This window comes from Arthrobacter sp. 8AJ, assembly GCF_902506025.1.
In the GTDB taxonomy this organism is placed as follows: Bacteria; Actinomycetota; Actinomycetes; order Actinomycetales; family Micrococcaceae; genus Arthrobacter.
Map to the genome: position 1 here is coordinate 3,975,158 of NZ_LR733289.1, position 21,850 is coordinate 3,997,007.

Annotated in this window: 24 protein-coding genes; 14 read left to right on the forward strand and 10 right to left on the reverse strand. The window is 67.2% G+C overall.

Going from position 1 to position 21,850, the window contains the following annotated elements; all coding sequences use genetic code 11:
* The first annotated feature begins 117 nt into the window (after positions 1-117).
* The 4 genes from BACI349Y_RS18495 to BACI349Y_RS20365 all read left to right on the forward strand — a co-directional run bounded on the left by BACI349Y_RS18495 (position 118) and on the right by BACI349Y_RS20365 (position 3,311).
* Entirely contained in the window at positions 118-777 is a 660-nt protein-coding gene (locus tag BACI349Y_RS18495) for a hypothetical protein (protein ID WP_159634234.1), read from the forward strand.
* A 314-nt stretch (positions 778-1,091) separates the two neighbouring features.
* Complete coding sequence (locus BACI349Y_RS18500) at positions 1,092-1,709, forward strand: DUF47 domain-containing protein (RefSeq protein ID WP_159634237.1); 618 nt, start codon at positions 1,092-1,094, stop codon at positions 1,707-1,709.
* A gap of 1 nt (position 1,710) precedes the next feature.
* Positions 1,711-2,721, forward strand: a complete 1,011-nt coding sequence (locus tag BACI349Y_RS18505; protein ID WP_159634240.1) for an inorganic phosphate transporter — start codon at positions 1,711-1,713, stop codon at positions 2,719-2,721.
* 404 nt (positions 2,722-3,125) lie between these two features.
* Positions 3,126-3,311 (forward strand): hypothetical protein, encoded by a 186-nt coding sequence (locus tag BACI349Y_RS20365; protein WP_236560923.1) that lies wholly within the window; start codon positions 3,126-3,128, stop codon positions 3,309-3,311.
* Between the two features lie 110 nt (positions 3,312-3,421).
* Here BACI349Y_RS20365 and BACI349Y_RS18515 read toward each other — a convergent pair whose 3' ends face one another.
* The 5 genes from BACI349Y_RS18515 to pstS form a co-directional block, all read right to left on the reverse strand.
* On the reverse strand, positions 3,422-3,850 hold the full coding sequence (locus BACI349Y_RS18515; RefSeq protein WP_159634243.1) for a hypothetical protein: 429 nt from the start codon (positions 3,848-3,850) through the stop codon (positions 3,422-3,424).
* A gap of 93 nt (positions 3,851-3,943) precedes the next feature.
* Complete coding sequence (gene pstB / locus BACI349Y_RS18520; protein ID WP_018763202.1) at positions 3,944-4,723, reverse strand: phosphate ABC transporter ATP-binding protein PstB; 780 nt, start codon at positions 4,721-4,723, stop codon at positions 3,944-3,946.
* A 71-nt stretch (positions 4,724-4,794) separates the two neighbouring features.
* Positions 4,795-5,907: a phosphate ABC transporter permease PstA gene (pstA, locus tag BACI349Y_RS18525; RefSeq protein ID WP_159634246.1), complete on the reverse strand. Its 1,113-nt coding sequence runs from the start codon at positions 5,905-5,907 to the stop codon at positions 4,795-4,797.
* Positions 5,908-6,840 (reverse strand): phosphate ABC transporter permease subunit PstC, encoded by a 933-nt coding sequence (gene pstC, locus BACI349Y_RS18530; RefSeq protein WP_159634249.1) that lies wholly within the window; start codon positions 6,838-6,840, stop codon positions 5,908-5,910.
* 101 nt (positions 6,841-6,941) lie between these two features.
* Complete coding sequence (gene pstS / locus BACI349Y_RS18535; RefSeq protein WP_159634252.1) at positions 6,942-8,063, reverse strand: phosphate ABC transporter substrate-binding protein PstS; 1,122 nt, start codon at positions 8,061-8,063, stop codon at positions 6,942-6,944.
* 251 nt (positions 8,064-8,314) lie between these two features.
* On the opposite strand from pstS, the gene BACI349Y_RS18540 reads away from it, so the two are divergent.
* The 3 genes from BACI349Y_RS18540 (at position 8,315) to BACI349Y_RS18550 (ending at position 12,652) form a co-directional block, all read left to right on the forward strand.
* Positions 8,315-9,442, forward strand: a complete 1,128-nt coding sequence (locus BACI349Y_RS18540) for an FUSC family protein (RefSeq protein WP_159634255.1) — start codon at positions 8,315-8,317, stop codon at positions 9,440-9,442.
* A gap of 29 nt (positions 9,443-9,471) precedes the next feature.
* Positions 9,472-10,845 (forward strand): DNA repair protein RadA, encoded by a 1,374-nt coding sequence (gene radA / locus BACI349Y_RS18545; RefSeq protein ID WP_159634258.1) that lies wholly within the window; start codon positions 9,472-9,474, stop codon positions 10,843-10,845.
* Positions 10,846-11,080: 235 nt separating this feature from the next.
* Positions 11,081-12,652, forward strand: coding sequence for a sensor histidine kinase (locus tag BACI349Y_RS18550; protein WP_159634261.1), 1,572 nt, complete (start codon positions 11,081-11,083; stop codon positions 12,650-12,652).
* A 13-nt stretch (positions 12,653-12,665) separates the two neighbouring features.
* Here the strand turns inward: BACI349Y_RS18550 and BACI349Y_RS18555 are convergent, their stop codons facing one another.
* A complete protein-coding gene (locus tag BACI349Y_RS18555; protein ID WP_159634264.1) occupies positions 12,666-12,905 on the reverse strand; it encodes a hypothetical protein in 240 nt (79 codons plus the stop codon).
* A gap of 119 nt (positions 12,906-13,024) precedes the next feature.
* On the opposite strand from BACI349Y_RS18555, the gene BACI349Y_RS18560 reads away from it, so the two are divergent.
* The gene (locus tag BACI349Y_RS18560) at positions 13,025-13,513 is read left to right on the forward strand and encodes an NUDIX domain-containing protein (protein ID WP_159634267.1); all 489 of its coding nucleotides are present in this window, start codon (positions 13,025-13,027) and stop codon (positions 13,511-13,513) included.
* Positions 13,514-13,576: 63 nt separating this feature from the next.
* On the opposite strand, the gene BACI349Y_RS18565 is transcribed toward BACI349Y_RS18560, so the two are convergent.
* Positions 13,577-14,806: a beta-ketoacyl-[acyl-carrier-protein] synthase family protein gene (locus BACI349Y_RS18565; protein ID WP_159634270.1), complete on the reverse strand. Its 1,230-nt coding sequence runs from the start codon at positions 14,804-14,806 to the stop codon at positions 13,577-13,579.
* 7 nt (positions 14,807-14,813) lie between these two features.
* On the reverse strand, positions 14,814-16,427 hold the full coding sequence (locus BACI349Y_RS18570; RefSeq protein WP_159634273.1) for a peptide chain release factor 3: 1,614 nt from the start codon (positions 16,425-16,427) through the stop codon (positions 14,814-14,816).
* Between the two features lie 197 nt (positions 16,428-16,624).
* On the opposite strand from BACI349Y_RS18570, the gene BACI349Y_RS18575 reads away from it, so the two are divergent.
* From BACI349Y_RS18575 to disA, 3 genes are all read left to right on the forward strand, one after another.
* Complete coding sequence (locus BACI349Y_RS18575) at positions 16,625-16,855, forward strand: hypothetical protein (protein WP_159634277.1); 231 nt, start codon at positions 16,625-16,627, stop codon at positions 16,853-16,855.
* Between the two features lie 83 nt (positions 16,856-16,938).
* Positions 16,939-17,439, forward strand: coding sequence for a 2'-5' RNA ligase family protein (locus BACI349Y_RS18580; RefSeq protein WP_159634282.1), 501 nt, complete (start codon positions 16,939-16,941; stop codon positions 17,437-17,439).
* Positions 17,440-17,687: 248 nt separating this feature from the next.
* Positions 17,688-18,764, forward strand: coding sequence for a DNA integrity scanning diadenylate cyclase DisA (gene disA, locus BACI349Y_RS18585; protein WP_159634285.1), 1,077 nt, complete (start codon positions 17,688-17,690; stop codon positions 18,762-18,764).
* Between the two features lie 96 nt (positions 18,765-18,860).
* Here the strand turns inward: disA and BACI349Y_RS18590 are convergent, their stop codons facing one another.
* Positions 18,861-19,556 (reverse strand): hypothetical protein, encoded by a 696-nt coding sequence (locus BACI349Y_RS18590; RefSeq protein WP_159634288.1) that lies wholly within the window; start codon positions 19,554-19,556, stop codon positions 18,861-18,863.
* Positions 19,557-19,830: 274 nt separating this feature from the next.
* Here BACI349Y_RS18590 and BACI349Y_RS18595 point away from each other — a divergent pair, with 274 nt between their 5' ends.
* The 3 genes from BACI349Y_RS18595 to BACI349Y_RS18605 are packed head-to-tail and all read left to right on the forward strand — an operon-like array spanning position 19,831 to position 21,677.
* Entirely contained in the window at positions 19,831-20,649 is an 819-nt protein-coding gene (locus BACI349Y_RS18595; RefSeq protein WP_236560927.1) for an A/G-specific adenine glycosylase, read from the forward strand.
* 60 nt (positions 20,650-20,709) lie between these two features.
* The gene (locus BACI349Y_RS18600; RefSeq protein WP_159634291.1) at positions 20,710-21,141 is read left to right on the forward strand and encodes a DUF3592 domain-containing protein; all 432 of its coding nucleotides are present in this window, start codon (positions 20,710-20,712) and stop codon (positions 21,139-21,141) included.
* A gap of 29 nt (positions 21,142-21,170) precedes the next feature.
* On the forward strand, positions 21,171-21,677 hold the full coding sequence (locus tag BACI349Y_RS18605; RefSeq protein WP_159634294.1) for a hypothetical protein: 507 nt from the start codon (positions 21,171-21,173) through the stop codon (positions 21,675-21,677).
* On the opposite strand, the gene BACI349Y_RS18610 is transcribed toward BACI349Y_RS18605, so the two are convergent.
* On the reverse strand, positions 21,674-21,847 hold the full coding sequence (locus tag BACI349Y_RS18610) for a hypothetical protein (RefSeq protein ID WP_201302476.1): 174 nt from the start codon (positions 21,845-21,847) through the stop codon (positions 21,674-21,676). The genes BACI349Y_RS18605 and BACI349Y_RS18610 overlap by 4 nt on opposite strands.
* Positions 21,848-21,850 lie beyond the last annotated feature (3 nt).

The window sequence follows — 21,850 nt, forward strand, 5'->3', positions numbered from 1 at the left end:
CGGCCCGGGCGCCGCCGTCGTACGTTTTCACCCCGCGGTCCGGGCCCCTGCCGCCGTCACCGGACAAGCCCCGCGGACGCTCGATTTCCGCTGTGGCACAGGAGTAGCGTGGGGGACATGAGCGAGCAAGCAGGAACAACTCCGTACGGCGGCAGCAACCGGCACCATAAGCCCAAGCCCTTCGCTCCGATGGATTTCGAGCCCTTCGCAGGCGGTGCCGATCCCGCCCGGGTATCAGAGGCTGCCCACCTTGCCGCGCAGGCCCTGGTCCGCCATGGCCGCGACAGCGACGATCCGGTGATCACCGAACGCCTGGTGAAGCTCGCGGACGAACAAGGCCTGGACGCCATCGCCGAGATGTGGGCGGAGAGCCCTGCCCGCTCCCTTCCCGGCGCCCTCTGGCGGCTCTACGCACTGCGTGCCGCCACCGTCCAGGACCCCGAACGCATCAGCGTCTACTTCCGCGCGGGCAGGGACACCGCCCAGGTATCCAACGTGGTGGCCGGCGCCGCTGAGCCGCCCGGCGCCGACGAAATGCGCACCATGGCGGACGCCATCCTTTCCGGCGCGTTCGACGGCGATTTCGACGTCGCGCTGGAACGTTCCGCCGCCTTCTGCCGCGTGGTGGCGCTCGGCCAGGCCACCCTCGCCGACGGCGCCGAGCATGCCAACGAGGCCCACGCCAGCAAACTGACCCGCAACTCCCACCAGCTGGTCAAGACCGCCGAGGACCTTGAACACGCGGCCAACGCGTGGCGCCTGGGCGAACTGGACTGAGGCGTCTTTTCCCCCGGCGGACCGGATTTCCGGGACGAACCAAGCCCCCGCTGTCAAGATTGACTTGGGCCGGGTGAAGTAGAAGACTGAAACCGGTGCCGAGCCGCGAAACCCCCGGGCTTCAACAATTAGCCGCCTAGAGCGGCCTACCGCCGAGAGGCGTATCCGGTTCGGCACCATTTTTCTGCCCTCTTCCAGGTGGCCGATTCAGAGGGTGCAGTTACGGGCCGGTAGAGTAAGCGTCAGTTGCGCGCCGCCGTCAAGTCACGCGGCAGCAACCCCCGCCTTGATACGTCCTGGAGACCGGTAAACACGTGAAGCTGCGCCTTTTTCCACAGGAGCCCGCAGGGCTGAACCTGCTCTCACAGATGGCACAACAGATCGTGCTGGCCACCGCCACCCTGGCCGAGATCCTTGGCGTACCCGCGGACGAGCACGGCAAGCTCGTTGAGGACATGCACAACATCGAGGCCAAGTCCGCCGAACTGCATTTCGCGCTGCTGACGCACATGCGCACCAGCTTTGTGAATCCCCTGCCCCGCGAGGACATGTACGCCCTCTCCCGGTACCTCAACGAAGCCATGGAAAAGATGGACGCCGCGGCAGAGCTGGTGGCCCTCTACCGGCTGGACCGCCTCCCGAAGCGCGCCGCAGACCAGCTGGAGATCATCAGCAGGCAGGCCGAACTGACCGTTGACGCCATGCGCAGGCTCAATGACCTGGACGACCTCGAGGACTACTGGATCGAGATCCTGCGCCTCGCCAAACGGGCAGAACGGACCCACCGCGTCTGGGTGGCGGACATGATCGCGGACATGAAGTGGGCCCAGTACTCCCGCAACCGGGACATCGCCAACCAGCTGGTGGAGGTCACCAAGGACATGCGGCGGGTGGCCACCCAGGTAGGCAGCATCATCGTCAAGGAATCCTGACGTGACCGCAGTCATCTTCGGCGCGGTGGTCCTGCTGGCCGCGGCGTTTGCCTTCCTGAACGGTTTCCGCGACGCATCCACCTCGGTGGCCCTGGCCGTGCGCAACCGGGCCCTCACCCCCAGCGTCGGCATCCTCCTCGCCGCGTTCTTCAACTTTGTCGGCGCCCTCCTGAGCGCCCTGCTCGCCGTCGCCGTCAGCCGGACCTGGATCAACCTCCCGTCCGGCACCGACGGCCTGGCCATCCTGGTGGCGGGCCTGGCCAGCGCCTGCGCCTGGGGCGTGCTGATGTGGTGGCGCGGCATCCCCGCCTCCTCCACCCACGCCCTGGTGGGTGGCCTCGCCGGCGCAGGCCTCGCCAGCCTGGCGATCGGAGGCCCGGGAGTGGCAGGCGTGGACCAGTCGCTCCTGTTCCAGGTGGTCCTGCCGCTGGTGCTGTCCCCGCTCGTGGCCTACAGCGGCTCCTTCCTCCTGGTGTATCCGGCCACATGGGTGGCCCGCTACACCCAGCCCAACGTGGTGAACCAGCGCTTCCGCCGGGGCCAGGCTGTTGCCGCCGGCGCCGTGGCCTTTGGCCACGGCCTGCAGGACGGGCAGCGCGCCAGCGCGGTACTGCTGCTGGCCCTGCTGGCAGCAGGCTATTCCGACGGCGGGATCCCCACCTGGGTTGCGGCGCTGTCCGCAGTGATGATGACCGCCGGGACGCTCTTCGGGGGATGGCGGATCTCCCACACCATTGGATACAAGATCACCAGGATCGATCCTCTTCGTGGTTCCGTGGCCCAGACCTTCAGCGCGCTGATGCTCTTCGTGGGGGCCATCGGGCTGCACTGGCCGCTTTCCACCACCCACACCGTCACCGCAGGAGCCCTCGGCGCCGGGGAAAACCAGCACTTTTCGGTCACCAACCGGAAACTGGTCATCCGGATCCTGTGGCTCTGGGGGCTGACCCCGCTGGCGACGTGCGCCCTGGGCTTCGTGCTTGCGCTGGCCCTCTCCCCCATTTCCGCCTAGGCAGGCCCACCCGGGGGCGGCGCTGCCCTGTACAGGGAATCCGCCGTGACGTAGATTCGAAAGTGCGCCCCCGGTCAACGGTGCCGGGGACCGGCGTCCGCGCCGTGTGCAGGGCTGCGGACCAGGTGCCGCTGCAGCCACCCGGCGGCTTGGATGCACAACGCGGAAAAGAGCAGGCGCCATGTCCCACTCCTATTCCCGGCGCCACCTTCCACAGCCCCGGCAACCCCAGTGCGAGGCCTGCGGAACCGAGCACCAGCTGACCATCCACGCCATCACTGCCATCGGCGCTGCCGGCGGGGACCTGGTCACAGTGTCCTACACCTGCAACGACTGCGACCTGTTCCAGGAACACACGGCCTTACGCCACCGACGTCGCGGCCGCACTGAACCAGGTCCGCTGGATGGCCCAGGTGGTCCTCTTCGGGGACGACTACATCCACTGCGGCTTCCCCATGGAGGAGGCGGAGTTCGAAGTTGAGCGGCTCTGCTACCGCAGCAACAGATCAGGCAGCGGGCTCAACGCCGTATCCCTGCCCACCCGGGTCCTGCGCTGCCACTGCGGGTTCCAGCTGGAGGTCCCGGAATAGGCACCGCGCAGTGGCGGGCAGGCGCAGTGATGGCCCGGCTCGATGTGCAGGAGCCGTCCCTGCGCATCGAACCGGGCCATCGTTGGGCACAGTGTGCTTTTGCGGTCTTGCTAGAGCTCCAGGGCCACAGGGCTGACGACGGCGGCGGCCATCAGGACGGTGGAGAGCTCCTCCGGGGTGAGGTTGCCGGCGGTGCACAGTTCGCCGTCCGCCACTCCGGCAGCGGAGGCCTTGCGGACAGCCTGCCGCAGGGACTCCTGGGCCGTGTCCAGTTCCCACTGCATGCTTTCGAGGCGTGAGCTGGTGCGCCACACCTCGGCCAGGACGTCCTCTTCCTCGATGGCTTCCTCAACGCCGGCCGCGGCCAGGGCGAGGTGCGGTTCGAGCTCCGGCGCCAGCGGACCGGCAGCCAGGGGTCCCGCCAGCCCCGCCGCAGCGGCGAAAGCCTGCGCCGGTTCGACAGCGTCCTGGACTGCGTCCACCCCGGGTACGGAAACAGTAAGCTGGGGGCCCAGGGGTTCACTGGCCGTCTGCGTCATGGCAAAACTCCTTAAGCGGGCTTACTACTAGTTCCGAAAGTATCTCGATTAGCGTACTAAACGCGTCAGTAGATCGCCAACGGGAACAGCGGCTTACCCGAAGCGTCCGGAGACGTAGTCTTCCGTGGCCTTCTGTACGGGGTTGCTGAAGATGGTGTGGGTGTCGCCGTATTCGATCAGCTTGCCCGGCTTGCCGGTGCCCGCAATGTTGAAGAAGGCGGTCTTATCGGACACGCGCGCGGCCTGCTGCATGTTGTGGGTAACGATCACCACGGTGTACTGGTCCTTGAGCTCGTTGATGAGGTCCTCAATAGCCAGGGTGGAAATCGGGTCCAGGGCGGAACAGGGCTCATCCATGAGGATCACCTGCGGCTCCACGGCAATGGCGCGGGCGATGCAGAGGCGCTGCTGCTGGCCGCCCGAAAGGCCGGAACCGGGCTTCTCCAGCCGGTCCTTGACCTCGTTCCAGAGGTTGGCGCCCTTGAGGGAGCGTTCCACCAGGACATCTGCCTCGCCCTTGGAGATCTTCTTGTTGTTCAGCTTCACGCCCGCCAGAACGTTGTCCCTGATGGACATCGTGGGGAACGGGTTGGGCCGCTGGAAGACCATGCCGATCTGCGAGCGCACGGTTACGGGGTCCACGCCGGGGCCGTAAAGGTTGTCGCCGTCCAGCAGGACCTCGCCCTCGACGCGCGCGCCGGGGATGACCTCGTGCATGCGGTTCAGGGTGCGGAGGAAGGTGGACTTTCCGCAGCCGGAGGGGCCGATGAACGCGGTGACGGACTTGGCCTCGATGTTGATGCTGACGTCCTCAACGGCGAGGAAGTCGCCGTAGTACACGTTCAGGTCCTTGACGTCGATGCGCTTAGACATGGTGTTCCTTCACTTACTGGGTATGGATTGAAGTCTAGGATCCGCCGCGGTATGGCGGAAGGAGGGCCTGGTTACCGACCGGTTTTGGGGGCGAAGATCCTGGCGATCAGGCGTGCCACCAGGTTCAGGACCATCACCAGGATGATCAGGACCAGGGCCGCACCCCAGGCCCGCTGGGAGGACGGGTCCGGGTTGGACGGCGAGGTGGGATTGAGGATCTGGGTGTAGATGAACGTGGGCAGCGAGGCCATCCAGCCGCCGAACACGTTGGAGTTGATGCTGGTGGCAAAGCCGGCGGTGACCAAAATGGGCGCCGTCTCGCCGATGACCCTGGCGATCGCCAGGGTGACGCCGGACGCGATGCCGGAGATCGCCGTCGGGATAACCACCTTGAGGATGGTCCGCCACTTGCGGACGCCCAGGGCGTAGGCGGCCTCGCGGAGCTCGTTGGGGACGATCTTGAGCATTTCCTCGCTGGAGCGAACCACCACGGGGATCATCAACACGGAAAGCGCGACGGCGGCCACCGCACCGGTCTTGGTGCCCGGGCCCACCACCACGAAGAAGAACGCGGCAGCGAACAGGCCGGCCACGATGGAGGGGATGCCGGTCATGACGTCCACAAAGAACGTGATGGCCTTGGCCAGGCGGCCGTCGTTGCCATACTCCACCAGGTAGATGGCCGTGAGCAGCCCCACGGGGACGGAGATTACGGTGGCCAGCAGCGTGATCTGCACGGTGCCCAGGAGGGCGTGGTAGATGCCGCCCATCACCGGGCCGCCGCTTTCCACGGCCTTGTTGTCGAACGCGCCCGTAACGCCGTTCATGGAGGTGGTGAGGAACCCGGGGTCGATGAGGCCGGGGATGCCGTTGATCAGCACGGTCCAGATCACCGAAACCAGGGGCAGCAGCGCCACCAGGAACGAGCCGACCACCAGGCAAGTGGCCAGCTTGTCCTTGGCCTTGCGGGAGCCTTCCACCGCGGCGCTCCAGGACACCAGGCCCACGGCGAACAGGATCGCGGAGACCAGGCCCCAGCCGAACGGGTTGAAGCCGATCAGGGCAAGGATGGCAGCGCCGACGATCAGGGCTCCACCGAGCACCGCGTAGGGTGCGTACTTGGGCAGCTGGCCCTTGGTGAGCGCCGACCGCTTGCTGCGGACGGGGGTAAGCGTGGAGGTCATTTAGTTGGCTCCCGAGAATTCTTTGTGCCGGGTGATAACCCAGCGCGCGATCATGTTCACGGCCAGGGTGATGACGAACAGCACCAGGCCGGCGGCGATCAGCGTGCTGACCTTGAGGCCGCTGGCTTCGGGGAAGTTCAGGGCGATCTCGGCGGCGATGGTCTGGTTGCCGGACTGGATCAGGCTGGCGGTCAGGGCACCGGAGGAGAGCACCAGGGCAACGGCCATGGTCTCACCCAGGGCGCGGCCCAGGCCCAGCATGATGGCGCTGATGATGCCGGGGCGGGCGAAGGGCAGCACGGCCATCTTAATCATTTCCCAGCGGGTGGCACCGAGTGCCAGCGCAGCTTCCTCATGCAGCTTGGGGGTCTGCAGGAAGATCTCGCGGGACAGCGAGGTGATGATGGGCAGGACCATGACCGCCAGGACGATCCCGGCGGTGAGGATGGTCTTGCCGGTGGTGGAGGCCGGGCCCTGGAAAATGGGGAGCCAGCCCATGTTGGCCGCGAGCCAGCCGTATGCCGGCGCGATCTCCTTGGCAAGGAAAGCGGCACCCCAGGCGCCGTAGACCACGGAGGGGATGGCGGCGAGCAGGTCCACCACGTAGCCGAGGCCGGAGGCCAGGCGGCGGGGTGCGAAGTGGGAGATGAACAGCGCCACGCCGATGGCGACAGGTGTGGCGATCACCAGCGCAATGGCGGCGGCGATGAGCGTGCCGATCACGATGGGCCAGATGTAGGCGAAGAAGCCCTGGCCGCCCTGGATCTTGTCTGCGGGCGCGGTCAGCGCGGGGATTGCCTGGACTACCAGGAAAAGCGCGACGCCGAAAAGGACGGCGAGGATCAGGCACCCGGCTGCCAGCGTGGCGCCGGAGAAGACTTTGTCCCCGGCGCGCCCGGCGCCCTGGGTACTGGTCAGGGAGGTGGCGGTCATTCGACGGCCCTTCGATTCGTAGCTGGATGAAGGATGCGGTGCAAAGCCAAGTTCCCCGCACTGCCGTCCGGCAGGCGGGGAACCCGGTTTTACAGCGTTGGCTAGGACTTGACCTTGATCGAGTCGATGGCCTTGGCGGCCTTGGCTGCGAGGTCCGAGGACAGCGGGGCGGACTTGGCCGACTCTGCTGCGGCCTTCTGGCCCTCTGCGGAAACTACGTAGTGCTCGAAGGCCTTGACCAGGTCAACGGTCTCCTGCTTGTCGTAGGTGGTGCACAGGACGTGGAAGGACACCAGGACGATCGGGTAGGCGCCCGCGATGGTGGTCTTGCGGTCCAGCTTGATGGAGAGATCGTTGGCGGCGCGGCCTTCAACGGGCTTGCCGGCGTCCACTGCCTTGGCAGCAGCATCGGCGGAGATCTTGGTGAAGGAGTCGCCCACCTTGATCTGGGCAACGCCCAGCTTGCCGCTGACGGCGGAGTCGTCGGCGTAGGTCACGGCACCGGGGGTGTCCGTGACGGTCTTGACCACGCCGGAGGTGCCCTTGGCGTTTTCGCCCTGGAGGCTGGCGGGCCACACACCGGCGGCCTTGTCGGTCCAGACGTCGGAGGCGGCGGCGGCCAGGTAGTCAGTGAAGTTCTGCGTGGTGCCCGAGTCGTCGGAGCGGTTCACCGGGGTGACCTTCAGGTCGGGCAGCGAGACGCCGGCGTTCAGGGCGGCGATGGCGGGGTCGTTCCACTTGGCGATCTGGCCACGGAAGATCTTGGCCACGGTGGTGGCGTCCAGCTTCAGGTCGGTGACGCCGGGAACGTTGAAGGCCACGGCGATCGGGGAGATGTAGACGGGGACGTTGATGGCGCCCTCGGGGCCGCAGACGGACTTGGACGAGGCGTATTCCTCATCCTTCAGGTAGGCGTCCGAGCCGGCGAACTGTGCCGAGCCGTCCAGGATGGCCTTGCGGCCTGCGCCGGAGCCGTCCGGGGAGTACTGCACGCTGGCGCCGGAGTTGGCGGAGGCGAAGTTCGTCTTCCAGGCGTCCATGGCGGCGCCCTGGGCGGAGGAACCGATGCCAGTCAGCGTACCGGTCACCTTGGTGCCGCCGGCGGACTGGGAGCCGGCAGGGGCGGTGCCCGTGGCGTTGTCTGAACCGCAGGCGGAGAGCGCGAGTGCGCCGGCTGCGATAACAGCGATAGCCGCGTGGCGGCCGAAGCGGAGTGCCTTCACTAGATGTACCCCTTCCAGGGTTATTCAGGTGCGGGACAGGGACGGAGAACCCTGCTGCGCGATGCGTACGTTTTGTACCTTCAAGAAAGTTAAGGGCCGCAGGTAACGGGATGGGCTGTCCAAAGTGAACGGAGGATTAACGACGGCGGGATATTGGCTGACAAATGCCGGGTCACCATTGCGCAGATCACATGCGCAGTCGTAGTGCACCTGCGCCGGGCAGTGGATCGGCACTGAATAGACTTGGACCCATGGCCATCCCAGCAGGACTCTCAGCGACCAGGCGGTTCCTGCGCAGCCGGATCCGGACCGGGTTGATCCGAAGCCGCAACTCCTTTGTGCCCGCCATCCAGATGACCGTGTGCGCGGTGGGCGCCTATGCGTTCGCCGAGTACGTCCTGGGCCACTCCGGCCCCCTGTTCGCTGCCACCTCGTCGCTGATCGCCCTCGGGTTTTCCCGGGAGCCGCGGCTGCGGCGCGTGATGGAAGTGGGCCTGGGCTGCACCATCGGCATTGCTGTCGGTGACCTGCTCCTGCACTGGCTGGGCGGCGATATCTGGGTGGCCACCGTCGTGCTCCTCTTCTCGATCCTGCTGGCCCGTTTCCTGGACAGCGGGAATATCTTCACCACGCAGCTGGCGCTTCAATCGCTGCTGGTGGTCTTGCTGCCGGCACCGTCCGGGGGCCCGTTCACCCGGAGCATCGATGCCGTGGTGGGCGGAATGTGCGCCCTGCTGGTGACCATCCTGGTACCCAAGGACCCGCGCCAGGAGCCGCGCCGGGATGTGCAGAAACTGCTGCATGAACTGGCGGAGGTGCTGCGGGAATGTGCCGGGGCGCTGGCCAACAGTGATTCCACCCAGGCCTGGCATGCGCTGATCCGCGGCCGGAACTGCCAGCCGCTGGTGGATGCCATGCGCCAGTCCCTCCGGGCGTCCGGCGAGGTGGCCACGCTGGCGCCCGCCTACCGGCGGCACCGCGATGAACTGGACCGGCTGAAGCAGTCGCTGGATTTTATCGACCTCGCCCTGAGGAACAGCCGCGTGTTTGCGCGGCGGTTGACCAGCGCCATCAACCACACGGCGCTCTCGGACGAGGCGACGGACAGCATCGCGGGGGTGCTGCAGGAGACAGCTGCCGCCATTGACGAGCTTTCCCTGGGCCTTGCGGAGACGCACGAAGGCGTCCGCCGCGCCCACTTGCGCACTGCCCGGCGGGACCTGAGCGAGATCGCCCTTCGCCTGCATCCCAAGCTGCTGGAGGTGACACGGCTGGAGGGCGAAACCGTTGTCATGCTGTTCCGGCCGCTGATGGTGGACCTGCTGGAAGCCACCGGCATGGATGCGGCCGAGGCCAGGGACGTGCTGCCCGCGCTGTAGTGTCAGTGCCCGCCAGTAGGGTTGGACGCATGGCAACAAAGACTTCCCGGGCGTCCAAGGCGCCCGCGTACAAATGCGCCGAGTGCGGCTGGACCACGGCCAAGTGGGTGGGCCGCTGCGGCGAGTGCCAGGCGTGGGGCACGGTGGAGGAAACGGGCACTGCCGTGGCACGGACGACGGCGGCCACGACAGTCGCGGAGCCCGCGCGCCGGATTGCCGACGTCGATGCCACTACGGCGGCTTTCCTGCCCACCGGCGTGGATGAACTGGACCGGGTGCTGGGCGGCGGCCTGGTTCCGGGCGCCGTCATCCTGCTGGCCGGCGAACCCGGTGTCGGCAAATCCACGCTGCTGCTGGACGTCGCTGCCAAGTTCGCCCGCACCGCCCAGGACGTCCTCTACGTCACTGGCGAGGAATCGGCCGCCCAGGTCAAACTGCGGGCCGAACGGATCGACGCCGTCGCCGAATCCCTGTACCTGTCCGCGGAGACGGACCTCGGCCAGGCCCTGGGCCAGGTGGAGAAGATCGAGCCGCGGCTGCTGATCGTGGACTCGGTGCAGACGCTCAGCAGCGCCGATGTTGACGGCAGCGCGGGCGGCGTGTCGCAGGTCCGCGAGGTGGCCGCCTCCATCATCGCGGCCGCCAAGCGGCGGAACATGACCACCCTGCTGGTGGGGCACGTTACCAAGGACGGTTCCATTGCCGGGCCCCGCCTGCTGGAGCACCTGGTGGATGTGGTGTGCCAGTTCGAGGGCGAGCGGCACTCCCGGCTGCGGTTGCTGCGCGCCGTGAAGAACCGGTACGGGCCCACCGACGACGTTGGCTGCTTCGACCTCAATGAAAACGGCATCGAGGGACTGGCGGATCCCAGCGGGCTGTTCGTCAGCCGCACCAAGGACCCGGTTTCCGGGACCTGCATCACCGTCACCATGGAGGGGCGCCGCCCGCTGCTGGCGGAAGTGCAGTCGCTGCTCGCCGAAAGCCCCAACTCGCAGCCCCGCCGCGCCACCAGCGGCTTGGACAGTTCACGCGTGTCCATGCTGTTGGCCGTACTGCAGCAGCGCGCAGGGACCATGCTGCACAAGGATGATTCCTACGTTGCCACCGTGGGCGGGGTGAAGCTCAGTGAACCGGCCACGGACCTAGCGGTGGCCCTTGCCGTGGCGTCGGCCAAGGCCCGCAAGCCTTTGCCCATCCGGCTTATTGCCTTCGGCGAGGTGGGGCTGGCAGGCGAGGTCCGGCCCGTACCGGGCATCAACCAGCGCATCCAGGAAGCCCACCGGCTGGGATTTACCCACGCCGTTGTTCCGGCCAGCCACACCGGGCCCGGTCCCGTGCCGGCGGGATTCTCGGTGCGTGAAGTGGAGCACCTCACCGAGGCGCTCAGCCTCCTGATTGGCTAGCAGCCTGCTTCCGGGGGCCGGGTGCGGGGGCAACGGGCAGAGCACTGGTTCCCGGCGGGTACTCTAAGTCCAGAACCTTCTCGCAGACGGAGGCTTACATTTCTGTGCTGGGGGCAGCGTGGTAATCGGGGAAAAGCAGGGGACCGCCAGTGCGGTGAACCATGAACGCAGGGCGCAGGGACAGCCGGTGGTGTCCGACCGACTAGATGGCCTGTTAGCGGGCCTTAGTCCCCGCATGCGGGTGGTCGCCAGTCAATCGCCGGTCACGTTGGCCATGGTCCTCGTGGTGGTTGCCACGGCCGTCTTCAGCCCAGAGACATTCAACAGCAAGCTCTTTATGGCAGCCCTGCTGTTCCATCTTGCAATCGCCGCCTTGTGTGTGGCCACGCCCTGGGCCCGGATCCCGGCGGCGACGTTTGCCGTGATCCCGCTTATGGATTGCATCGCCATCGGGCTCACCCGGCAGGCGGGTGGACCTACCTTCAGCGTGCTGAGCGTAATGCTGGTATTTCCCGTCATCTGGCTCTCTGCGCAGGTCCGGCAGTACATGCCGGCCCTGGCCATTGCTGGGACGGTCCTCAGCATCATTGTTCCCGCTGCCGTGCAGGGCTCGTCCCCGGCCGGGGGATCCATGATCCGCACCCTCATCCTTCCCCTGGTCATGTCTGTCATCGCGGTGACCGCCCACGTGATGGCCACCACCATCCGCCGCCATCGCGTCAGGCTTGTTGAAAACGAACAGGATCTGGCCCGCACGCTGGCGGAAAGCGTCCGCCGGCAGGCCCTGCTTGATGCAGTGCTGAAGGCCGTTGGGGTGGGCGTCTGGGTGGTGGACACCCGGGGCCACACCGTGCTGGCCAACAGGGCGATGCGCACGGACCCCGCCCTCGGCGGGGTGATGGGCCCTGCCGAAGGGCCGGGCACGCTGATGCTGGCGGACCGCTGTACACCGGTGCCGTCAGGCCTGCTTCCCGCAGCCCGGGCCGCAGCCGGCGATGCCTTCACGGACGAGTTGTATTGGGCCGGCCCCGCAGACCGCCAGCGTGCCTACTCCGTGAGCTCGCACGGTTTCCCTCCCGCCGGCGGCCAGGAAGGTGGTGCCGTTATCACCTTTGTGGACGTCACCACCCTGGTCAGTGCTCTGGCGGCCAAGGACGACTTCGTTGCCACGGTCTCGCACGAGCTGCGGACACCGCTCACGTCCATCCTGGGCTACCTGGAACTGGTCCTGGACGAACCCGGGCATGAGGACATCCGGGAGGAGCTTTTGGTGGTGCGCCGGAACTCGGAACACCTGCTGAGCCTGGTCAATGACCTGATCGCTGTGGCATCCGAGCGGATGGACCTGTCGCTGGAGGAAACGGACCTGGCCCGGCTGCTGGCGCTGGAGGTGGATGCCGCACTCCCCAAGGCCGCCGGCAACGGGCTGCAGCTGGTCCTTGACGTGGAGCAGCCGCTGCCGGCAAGGGTGGATCCGGAGCGAATCGGCCAGGTGGTCAGGAACCTGCTCTCGAACGCCATCAAGTACTCCCCCAGCGGCGGCCTCATCATTGCCGGGGCCGTCAGGACCGATGCGGGCCTGGTCTGTTCCGTCACCGATACGGGCGTGGGAATGACGGAGGAAGAGCAGGAACAGGCATTCACCAAGTTCTTCCGCTCGGCCCGGGCGCGGGAGACGGCCATCCCGGGCGCGGGCCTGGGGTTGCCCGTCAGCAAGACCATCGTTGAAGGCCACGGTGGATCCATCAGCCTGGACAGTGAGCCCGGCGTGGGCACCACTGCGACCTTCATCCTGCCGTTACGCTGACAGCTCCGGGCAGTCAGGTAGCGGCGCCGGCCAGCCAGCTGGAAACGTCGCTGCGCAGCACCAGCAGCGGGCCGCCGGTGGCGCTCACATTGCCGTTGGCAACGTAATACCCGCGGCCCGACCCCGTTCCCCCGGCCGCGCGGTCCAGGGCATCCACCAGATGCCGCGGCAGGTGGCCCTGGGGACCAAGGCTGCGGAGTTCTTCCACTTCTTCCGGGGTGAGCCGTCCCAAAACCTCAGCAATGTTGGCCATGAGTGCTCCTTTCGAGCGGAGTGCCTGGCAGGGTGCCTGAAGGAATAACCTAGAGCAGCGCCGTGAACTCCACGTTAACGGCGGACGGCAACTGCACTTCCTGACGATCCGGAGACCCAATGCCCATTCGAAGCGCAGGCATCCTGCTGTACCGGCAGGCCCCGGCCACCCCCGGCGGCGCCCCGGACGGGCTGCAGGTATGGATAGCCCACATGGGCGGTCCCTTTTGGGCACGCAAGGACACTCACGCCTGGTCCATTCCCAAAGGTGAGTACGCCGACGGCGAGGACCCGCTGGCTGCTGCACTGCGGGAGTTCGCAGAGGAGATGGGGACTGCGGCCCCGGCGGCTGAATACCGGGTGCTCGGCGAGTTCCGGCAGTCCTCGGGAAAGCTCATCACCGCCTACGCGGCACAGGCTGAGTTCGCCCCGGAGGCGATCAACAGCAACACTTTTCCGTTGGAATGGCCCAAGGGGTCCGGCAAAATCCAGCACTACCCCGAGATCGACGACGCCCGCTGGTTCCCCGAGCAGGAGGCCCGGCTCAAACTCGTCAAGGGCCAGCTGCCCATCCTCGATGCGCTGGTTGAGGACATGGCAGCCGGCTAGGCCCCCGTTCAGCGCGCTGCTGCGTCGGGATCCCCGCACCGTTCCGGCGTTTTCGCCTTTTGGCTATGCGCCGGTGAGCACCAGAGCCACGCTGTGGCCGCCGAAGCCGAACGCATTCACCAGTCCCGCCTGGGCATACCCGGGCGGAAGCTGGTGTGCGTTTTCGGTGACGACGTTAAGGTCCACTTCCGGGTCCAGTGCCTCCACGTTCAGCGTCCCGGGAAGGTGGCCGGTGCGGAGGGCTTCGAGGACCACGACGGCGGCCAGCGCGCCGGCACCGCCCAGCAGGTGTCCGGTGTGCCCCTTCGTGGACGTCACCGGTACGGAGGCGCCGAAGACGGCATTGATCGCCTGGCCTTCCAGCCGGTCACCCACGGGGGTGGACGTGGCGTGGGCGTGGACAAACCCAATCTCCGCCGGTTCCATCCCGGCCGAGTCCAGCGCCTTCTGCATGACGCGGCGCTGCATCGCAGGATCTGCCGCCACGATGTCGTTGGCATCGGAGGTCACCGCTCCCCCGGCGACGGCACCAAGGATGACGGCGCCGCGGGCACGGGCGTGCTCTTCGCTCTCCAGCACCACCACCGCGGCTCCCTCGGCGAGCACAAACCCGTCCCGGCCGCCGTCGAACGGGCGCGCGGCCCGCTGCGGGTCATCCGAACGGGTGGACAGTGCACGGATCTGCGCGAAGCCGCTGATCACCAGGTCGTTGACGGAGGCATCGACGCCGCCGGCAATGACGACGTCGGCGGCACCAGAGCGGATCAGTTCGGCTGCCTGGACAATCGCCTCAGCCCCGGAGGCGCAGGCGCTGACCGGCGTCCGTGCGCCGCCGCGGGCGCCAAGGTCGATTGAGACCCAGGCGGCGGGACCGTTGGCCATCAGCCGGGTAAGGGTGTGCGGGGAAACCTTCCGCGGCCCGGACTGGTTCAGCGTGCGGTCCTGCTCGATGGTGGAACCCAGGCCGCCGTATGCGGAACCGATCACCACCGCGAACCGCTCGGGGTCAACCTCGGGGCTCCCGGCCTGCGTCCACGCCTCACGGGCTGCGACCAGGGCGAGCTGGCCGCAACGGTCCATCCGCTTCATTTCGCGGGTGCTGAGGTACTCCGAAAGGTCGGCAGTAATTTGCCCGGCAATTTTGACCGGCAGCTGCTCCGCCCAGTCCTGGTGCAGGGCGGTGATCCCGGAGCGCCCCTCAAGCAGGGCCTCCCAGGTCTCCTTGACCGTGGTGCCGAGCGGGTTGATGGTGCCGGCACCGGTGACGACGGCGCGGGGTGCAGAAGTGTTCACGGATGCCTTATTTCGCCGGGTTGTGCGTGCCGATGGGCACGAGTGTCAGGTCCGGATGGTTCTTCTCGATCCGCCGGAGCGCCCAGACGTCGTTGAACAAGGCGAGGTATTCGCCGTCGGACCGCAAAAGCACCTCCGCGCCCGGTACGTTGGCCAGCGCGGGCATGGCGTCCGCCGTCGAAATCCTGGCCAGCGAGTAGGGCAGGCGTTCCAGGCGCATGGGGGCGCTGAAGTCGTGGGCCATGCGGTCCTCCACCACTTCGAACTGCATGGGCCCGACGGCGGCAAGCACCGGCGCCTGGTCGCCGCGGACGTCGGAGCGGAGCACCTGGATGACGCCCTCGTGCTCGAGCTGCTCGATGCCGCGGCGGAACTGCTTGAACTTGCTGGGGTCCTTGGACCGGGCCACCTGGAAGTGCTCGGGGGCGAACAGCGGGATGGCCGGGTATTCCACCGGTTCCTCAAGGAACAGGCTGTCGCCTACACGCAGTGATGACGCGTTGACCAGCCCCACCACGTCGCCGGGATACGCCTCGTCGATCACTTCGCGTTCCCGGCCGAACACCTGCTGCGCGTACTTGGTGGCGAAGGACTTGCCGGTGCGGGTCTGGGTGACCACCATGCCGCGCTCGAAGACGCCGGAGCAGACCCGGATGAAGGCCACGTGGTCGCGGTGCGCCTTGTTCATGCCGGCCTGCACCTTGAAGACGAAGCCGGAAAACGGCGACTCAACCGGGCGGGCCGTACCGTCCACGTCGGGGCGCGGGGACGCCGGCGGAGCGAAGTCCACCAGGGCGTCCAGCAGCTCCTTGACGCCGAAGTTCAGTGCGGCGGAGCTGAACAGGATGGGGGTGGCCTTTCCCGCGTGGAAGGCTTCGACGTCGAACTCGAGGTTGGATTCGATCACCAGGCCTGCCTCGTCCACGGCGTCGGACCAGTTGCTGCCCTGGCTCTCGGCGGCTTCCTCCGGCGTGAAGTATTCGGTGATGGCGATCTGCGCGCCGGCGTTGTTGCGCTGGAACCGGGCGAAGCGGTCATTCCGCAGGTCCCACACGCCCCGGAAGTCGCCGGAAATACCCACGGCCCAGGTCAGCGGCATGGGCTGCAGTCCGGTGCGTTCGGTGATCTCGTCCATAAGCGCCAGGGCGTCCAGGCCCGGCCGGTCCCACTTGTTGATGACCGTGATGATGGGCAGGTTGCGCTGCTTGCAGACCTCGAAGAGCTTCATGGTCTGGGTTTCCAGGCCCTTGGCGGCGTCCACCAGCATGACGGCACAGTCCACGGCGGCGAGCACGCGGTAGGTGTCCTCGGAGAAGTCGGCGTGGCCGGGGGTGTCCAGGAGGTTGATGACAGTGTCCCGGTAGGAGAACTGCAGGGCTGCGGAGCTGATGGAGATGCCGCGGTCCTTCTCCATCTGCATCCAGTCCGAGACCGTTTCCTTCCGGTTGGCCTTGCCGCTGGAGGCACCCGCGGTGCCGATCACCTTTGCGTGCAGGGCCAGCGCCTCGGTGAGCGTGGACTTACCGGCGTCCGGGTGGGAGATGACGGCGAAGGTCCTGCGGCGGCCCGCCTGCTTGTGAATCTCGGAGATCCGGGCGGGGGTCAGGACATCTTGGGACACGGTGCTACTTTCGCTGCGGTTGTGGCTGCCCAGGGGCCATTCGGGTTCTGCGCTGCGACTCGAGGGCGGGGAATCAGGATTGGCAAACGGCCAAAGTACAAGTTTATCGCAGGGCGGCAAACCGGCATGGGCTGCGCTTAACGCAGGCGAAACCGGCCGTTCAAAGCCGCGAAATGCCGGACGGTTAGCGTGGGCGCATGATGCATGGCGCCACGTTCTCCGGGAACCTTTTCTTTGATCCGCTGGCCACCAACCTGGCCGCCGGCCCGGCTGGTGCGGGGGCGCAGGGGCCCGGCGGAGCCATTCCCTCCGCCCCGCTGCGGCAACGGGGCGTCCAGACGGCGGCGGAACACAAGGCGCTCCGAGCCGCGTCCCTCTCGAAAGTCAGCAGGGATCTGGAGCGGATGCTCAGGGAGCGCAGGCGCTGAAACACCCCGCGGCCGCGGCCCGGCTTTCCCGGCGCGCACATCACGTCGCGGAAAGGGGCAGTGGGTAACGGCATGATGTGCTTATGCGCAGCATCGAACTGGTCTTTGATGACCGCACGGACGCCCTTATCAGGGCCGACTGGGCGCGGCTCGAAGCCGCCGGCCTGCCCAGCCTGGCAGCGCACACCTCACCCAGCAACAGTCCACACATCACGCTTGCCGCAGGAGCGGACCTGCAGGCCGGCCAGGAAGGGCCCTGGCAGGCGCTGCCCCTGGACATGATCCTTTCCGGCGCCATCATCTTTCCCGCCGGAGCCGGCAGGTACGTGCTGGCCCGGTCTGTCCTGCTGACCGCTCCCCTGCTGGATCTGCACCGCCACCTCCACCAAGGGCTTGCAGGGGCATTGCCGCTCACCCTGCCGGGGGCATGGACACCGCACGTCACCATCTCCCGCCGCATTCCCGGCCATCAACTCGGGACGGCCATGGACCTGCTGGACCTTCGCGTGGAGGGCCGCTGCACGGCAGCCCGGCTGTGGGACAGCAGCACCAAAACGGTCACGCTCCTGGCAGGGGCTGCCTGAGCCGGGCGGCAGAAACCGCGGCTGAACGGAGCGAAAGTGCCTGCCCCGCATGACATCCAGGGGGCACTTTTACGGCCTGTCCGGTTACCCCCTAATGGGGCACTTTGGGGCTTGCCCGTGCGGAACTTGGGCTTCTTACCCCTATCATTGAGCTTGCGGGAATCAGAGCACTTTTTTGATCCTGCCGGCCACCTGCAGATGCCGGCATTCCTGCGGGCGGCGGTCCGCACCTTTGAAGGGAAACACCTATGGCGCGGAGCCCCGAAGAGTCGCTGAAGGCCACTCTGGGCAGGGTTGCACCCGGAACACCGCTTCGGGACGGCCTGGAACGGATCCTCCGCGGGCGGACCGGCGCGCTGATCGTCCTTGGCTCCGACCGCACCATCGATTCCATCTGTTCCGGCGGATTCGATATCGGCATCGAGTTCTCGCCCACCCGGCTGCGGGAACTGGCCAAGATGGACGGCGCCATCATCTGCGACAAGGACGCGGGTAACATCCTGCGCGCGGCGGTCCAGCTGGTCCCGGACTCAAGCATCGAAACCCAGGAGTCAGGCACCCGCCACCGCACCGCGGAACGGGTGGCCAAGCAGACCGGAGTCCCGGTGATCTCCGTCAGCCAGTCCATGCAAATCATTGCCCTTTACGTCAACGGTCTCCGCCACGTCCTGGAGGGCTCGGAGAACGTTCTTGCCCGCGCCAACCAGGCCCTGGCCACCCTGGAGCGCTACCGCGCCCGGCTGGACCAGGTCACCAGTTCGCTGTCTGCGCTGGAAATCGAGGCGATGGTGACGGTGCGGGACGTGGCCGTGACCCTCCAGCGGCAGGAAATGGTCCGCCGCATCTCCGAGGAAATCTCGCAGTACGTGCTGGAACTGGGCGAGGACGGCAGGCTCCTCTCCCTGCAGCTCGACGAACTCACCGTGGGCAGGGGCCCCGGCAGCGACGTGATTATCCGTGACTACGCCAGCCCCAATGCCTCCGCGGACGACATCGACAAGGCCGTCCACGAACTTGTCAGCCTGGGCCCCACGGAACTGATCGACCTTGGCAAGATCTCCGCGATTGTGGGGTTTGCGGGCGGCGAAGCCAATCTCGACGCGGTGGTCCAGCCCCGCGGCTACCGGCTGCTGTCCGGCCTCAAGGCAGTCCCCAAGGCCGTGGCGGACCGCCTGGTGGACCATTTCGGCGGCCTGCAATACCTCATGGCCGCCACCATTGATGACCTCATGACCGTTGACGGCATCGGCGACCAGCGCGCCCGCACCGTTCGCGAAGGCCTCAGCCGGATGGCAGAGGCCAGCCTCCTGGACCGCTTCCTCTAAATTCCCATCCGTGGGACACCCGCTCATCGAGTGCTCCGTAGTTGTCGTTATGAAGCCTGAAAACGACAATTAGGCAGCAATCGATGAAGAGGCAGCTCAGTTCAGCTGGAAGACGGCCTTGGGGCTGGCCCGGGAACCCAGCTTGGCGGTGAAGATGTAGTACGCCCCGCCGCCGCCGGGGGCCGCAGCAACGGCCTTGCAGCCATCGGCGCTGCGGTTACGGCTCCACGGGAAGTTGGCGGTTTCGCTGGCACCGGGCGCAATCACCTTCACCAGGTCCTCGCTGGAGGCCTGGCAGTCCTTCGAGGAAAAAATCCGGTCAGAGCCACTGGTCACCAGGAACTCCATCTGGGAGGTTCCGATGTTGACTTCACAGGGCACGGTGCCGCCATTGGTCACCTTCAGGGTGAGCAGCGGGTTTTCCCCCGGTCCGTAGGCGGGTTTGTCCGTGGCGGCCGAGACAGTCACCAGGTTCTGGTTGCAGGTGGGGGTCGCCGGGGCAGTGGGCGACGGCGTGGCGGACGGAGCCGCGGAGGGCGTGGCGGCAGCAGACGGGGATGCGGCCGGGTTCGAAGCGGTTTCGGTGGACGAAGGCTGGGTGGAGGATGCCTTTTGGGACCCGCCCGCGAAGGCTGCGGCGAGCGCGAACCCGCCCGCCACCAGCGCGATCACCAGCAGGAGCGCACCACCGACAACCATCCGTCGGCGGCGGTACACAGCGGCGCTGGGCTTCCGGACGCTGCTGGAACCCGATGCCGTGCCGCGCGCTGATGAATTGCCTTGCCTGCCCATCCTCCTAGGCTAGGGAAACCCGCCGGATCTGCACTGCCACCACGCCGCCGCAGGCCCATCGCGCTGGTCACAACCGGTTTTCGGGCCGCCGGACCCCTTCCATTACAGTGTTGGCATCGACACTCAAACCTCCCCCGCAAAGCACGCTCCGGCGGACCCCGCAAACCTGGAGCTGCTCCACCACCGGATCAACGGCTGGTTCGCCGGCATTGCCCGCGACCTGCCCTGGCGCGAACCGGACTGCTCCGCGTGGGGCGTCCTGGTCAGCGAGATCATGCTGCAGCAAACCCCCGTGGTCCGGGTGCTTCCGGTCTGGCATGAGTGGCTTAAGCGCTGGCCCACCCCGGCCGGGCTGGCGGGCGAACCGGCAGGGGAAGCCGTCCGCTCGTGGGGCCGGCTGGGCTACCCCCGCCGAGCGCTTCGGCTGCACGCCGCAGCCACGGCGATCGTGCAGGAGCATGGCGGCAGGGTCCCGGACACCCACGCCGAGTTGCTGGCCCTTCCCGGGGTGGGCAGCTACACCGCCGCCGCAGTGGCAGCGTTCGCGTACGGCCGCCGGGAAACGGTGGTGGACACCAACATCCGCAGGGTGCACGCCCGGCTGGTCTCCGGCGTCGCGCTGCCCGCCCCGGCGCTGACCGCGGCGGAGATGCGCCTGGCCGCCGCCCTGCTGCCGGACGACGACGAAACTTCCGTGCGCTGGAACGCTGCGGTCATGGAGCTTGGGGCTTTGGTGTGCACGGCCAGGGCGCCGAAGTGCGCTGCCTGCCCGGTCAAAGACTCCTGCGCGTGGCTGGCGGCGGGTGAGCCCCCGCCGTCGTACGTTCCCAAGGGGCAGGCATGGCACGGCACCGACCGTCAGGTCCGCGGCGCCGTGCTGGCCGTGCTCCGGCTGGCGGACTCGCCCGTGCCGCCGGACATGTTCGAGCGTGAACCTGCCGACCTTGGTTTCGCCCCGGAAGGAATCGGCGTGCCGCTGGCCGCGCTGCACCGGCTCAACTCCGCCCCTGAACAGCTGGAGCGGGCGCTGGCGGGGCTGCTGGCGGACGGGCTGGCAGAGATGCACGACGGCGGCTACCGGCTTCCTGCCTGACCCACCGGCGGCGCGGGGCCGGGATGGCATACTTCTTGGTGACCGGAACCGGGGGAAGCCATGAAGACCATTCTGTACATCGTCTGGGCACTGTTTGTTGCCGCGGCGATATTTTCGCTGCTCCATGCGTCGCGCCGGACCAAGCGGCAGGAACAACAGATGGCATCCTGGCCCAAGGCGCAGGCAACCGTCACCGGCAGCGCAACCGGGTGGACCAGCGGCGTGGGCGGCTCCAACCGGAACCTCCGCTACTTCCCCACGTACCAGTTCACGGATCCTCAGGGCACCCTCTTCATGGGCAAGTCCGAAATCTCCGGGGTGGAGCAGCCAGTTCCCGGTTCGCTGATCGAGGTGGCCTACAACCCGGCGAACCCCAACGAATCACTTCAGGTGTCCTCGGAGCCGCGCACGGCCATGGGCTGCCTGATCGCATTTTTCGCGGTCTTCGCCGTCGCCTCGTTCTGGTTCATCGGCGTTTTTCCAATGGGCTGAGTGTGCCGCCGGCGCGGTAGCCTGAAGGCATGCACAAGCCCGGAATGCTGGTGGCATTGGGGATGGCTGCGGTGTGCCTTTCCGCCTGCGGGCCCGGCGGCAGCGCCTGCCCGGCGATTGCGCAGGCCACCTCCGTGGCCGTGACAGTCACCGCCGGCTACTCCTCCCAGGTGCAGACGCTGCATCTGCGGGCGTGCCAGGACGGCACCTGCAAAGAGTCCGGCGTCGAACTCCGCCCCGGCAGCTCCTCCGTGGACCAGGGGTGCACGAAAGAGGGCGCCTGCTCGGCCACGGCTTCTCCCGACGGCACCAAGGTGGCCACGCTGATGCTGGAGACCCTGACGGAATCACCCATGACGGTGACCGCTTCCGGCACAGCTCCTGACGGGACAGCGCTGGCCGTCCGCACCTTGGAGTTCCGCCCTCAGGCGCTGTACCCGTTCGGTGAGCAGTGCGGGAAGTTCCTGTCGGCATCGCTTACGCTGGACGGCGACGGGCTGCATCAGCAGCCGGCATCCCAAAAGCCGCGGGGCTAGAAAAGCGCCGGCTGGGTGAAGGTCCCGTCGTCGGAAGCTCCGGCCGCGGCGCCGCTGCCCACCGGTTCAGCGCTCCAGTTGAAGCCCAGTTCGGCGAGCAGTTCCTCCACGGAGATTTGGCCGTCCAGCACTTCGATTTCCGGGGTGTTGTCTGCAAGCGGCCGTTCCATGCC

What these genes read in the sequence shown, in the direction of transcription:
- BACI349Y_RS18495 (WP_159634234.1), top strand. Translation starts at nt 118, where the DNA reads ATGAGCGAGCAAGCAGGAACAACTCCGTACGGCGGCAGCAACCGGCAC.
- BACI349Y_RS20365 (WP_236560923.1), top strand. Translation starts at nt 3,126, where the DNA reads ATGGCCCAGGTGGTCCTCTTCGGGGACGACTACATCCACTGCGGCTTC.
- BACI349Y_RS18515 (WP_159634243.1), bottom strand. Translation starts at nt 3,850, where the DNA reads ATGACGCAGACGGCCAGTGAACCCCTGGGCCCCCAGCTTACTGTTTCC.
- pstB (WP_018763202.1), bottom strand. Translation starts at nt 4,723, where the DNA reads ATGTCTAAGCGCATCGACGTCAAGGACCTGAACGTGTACTACGGCGAC.
- pstA (WP_159634246.1), bottom strand. Translation starts at nt 5,907, where the DNA reads ATGACCTCCACGCTTACCCCCGTCCGCAGCAAGCGGTCGGCGCTCACC.
- pstC (WP_159634249.1), bottom strand. Translation starts at nt 6,840, where the DNA reads ATGACCGCCACCTCCCTGACCAGTACCCAGGGCGCCGGGCGCGCCGGG.
- BACI349Y_RS18540 (WP_159634255.1), top strand. Translation starts at nt 8,315, where the DNA reads ATGGCCATCCCAGCAGGACTCTCAGCGACCAGGCGGTTCCTGCGCAGC.
- radA (WP_159634258.1), top strand. Translation starts at nt 9,472, where the DNA reads ATGGCAACAAAGACTTCCCGGGCGTCCAAGGCGCCCGCGTACAAATGC.
- BACI349Y_RS18550 (WP_159634261.1), top strand. Translation starts at nt 11,081, where the DNA reads ATGCGGGTGGTCGCCAGTCAATCGCCGGTCACGTTGGCCATGGTCCTC.
- BACI349Y_RS18555 (WP_159634264.1), bottom strand. Translation starts at nt 12,905, where the DNA reads ATGGCCAACATTGCTGAGGTTTTGGGACGGCTCACCCCGGAAGAAGTG.
- BACI349Y_RS18560 (WP_159634267.1), top strand. Translation starts at nt 13,025, where the DNA reads ATGCCCATTCGAAGCGCAGGCATCCTGCTGTACCGGCAGGCCCCGGCC.
- BACI349Y_RS18575 (WP_159634277.1), top strand. Translation starts at nt 16,625, where the DNA reads ATGATGCATGGCGCCACGTTCTCCGGGAACCTTTTCTTTGATCCGCTG.
- BACI349Y_RS18580 (WP_159634282.1), top strand. Translation starts at nt 16,939, where the DNA reads ATGCGCAGCATCGAACTGGTCTTTGATGACCGCACGGACGCCCTTATC.
- disA (WP_159634285.1), top strand. Translation starts at nt 17,688, where the DNA reads ATGGCGCGGAGCCCCGAAGAGTCGCTGAAGGCCACTCTGGGCAGGGTT.
- BACI349Y_RS18590 (WP_159634288.1), bottom strand. Translation starts at nt 19,556, where the DNA reads ATGGGCAGGCAAGGCAATTCATCAGCGCGCGGCACGGCATCGGGTTCC.
- BACI349Y_RS18595 (WP_236560927.1), top strand. Translation starts at nt 19,831, where the DNA reads ATGCTGCAGCAAACCCCCGTGGTCCGGGTGCTTCCGGTCTGGCATGAG.
- BACI349Y_RS18600 (WP_159634291.1), top strand. Translation starts at nt 20,710, where the DNA reads ATGAAGACCATTCTGTACATCGTCTGGGCACTGTTTGTTGCCGCGGCG.
- BACI349Y_RS18605 (WP_159634294.1), top strand. Translation starts at nt 21,171, where the DNA reads ATGCACAAGCCCGGAATGCTGGTGGCATTGGGGATGGCTGCGGTGTGC.
- BACI349Y_RS18610 (WP_201302476.1), bottom strand. Translation starts at nt 21,847, where the DNA reads ATGGAACGGCCGCTTGCAGACAACACCCCGGAAATCGAAGTGCTGGAC.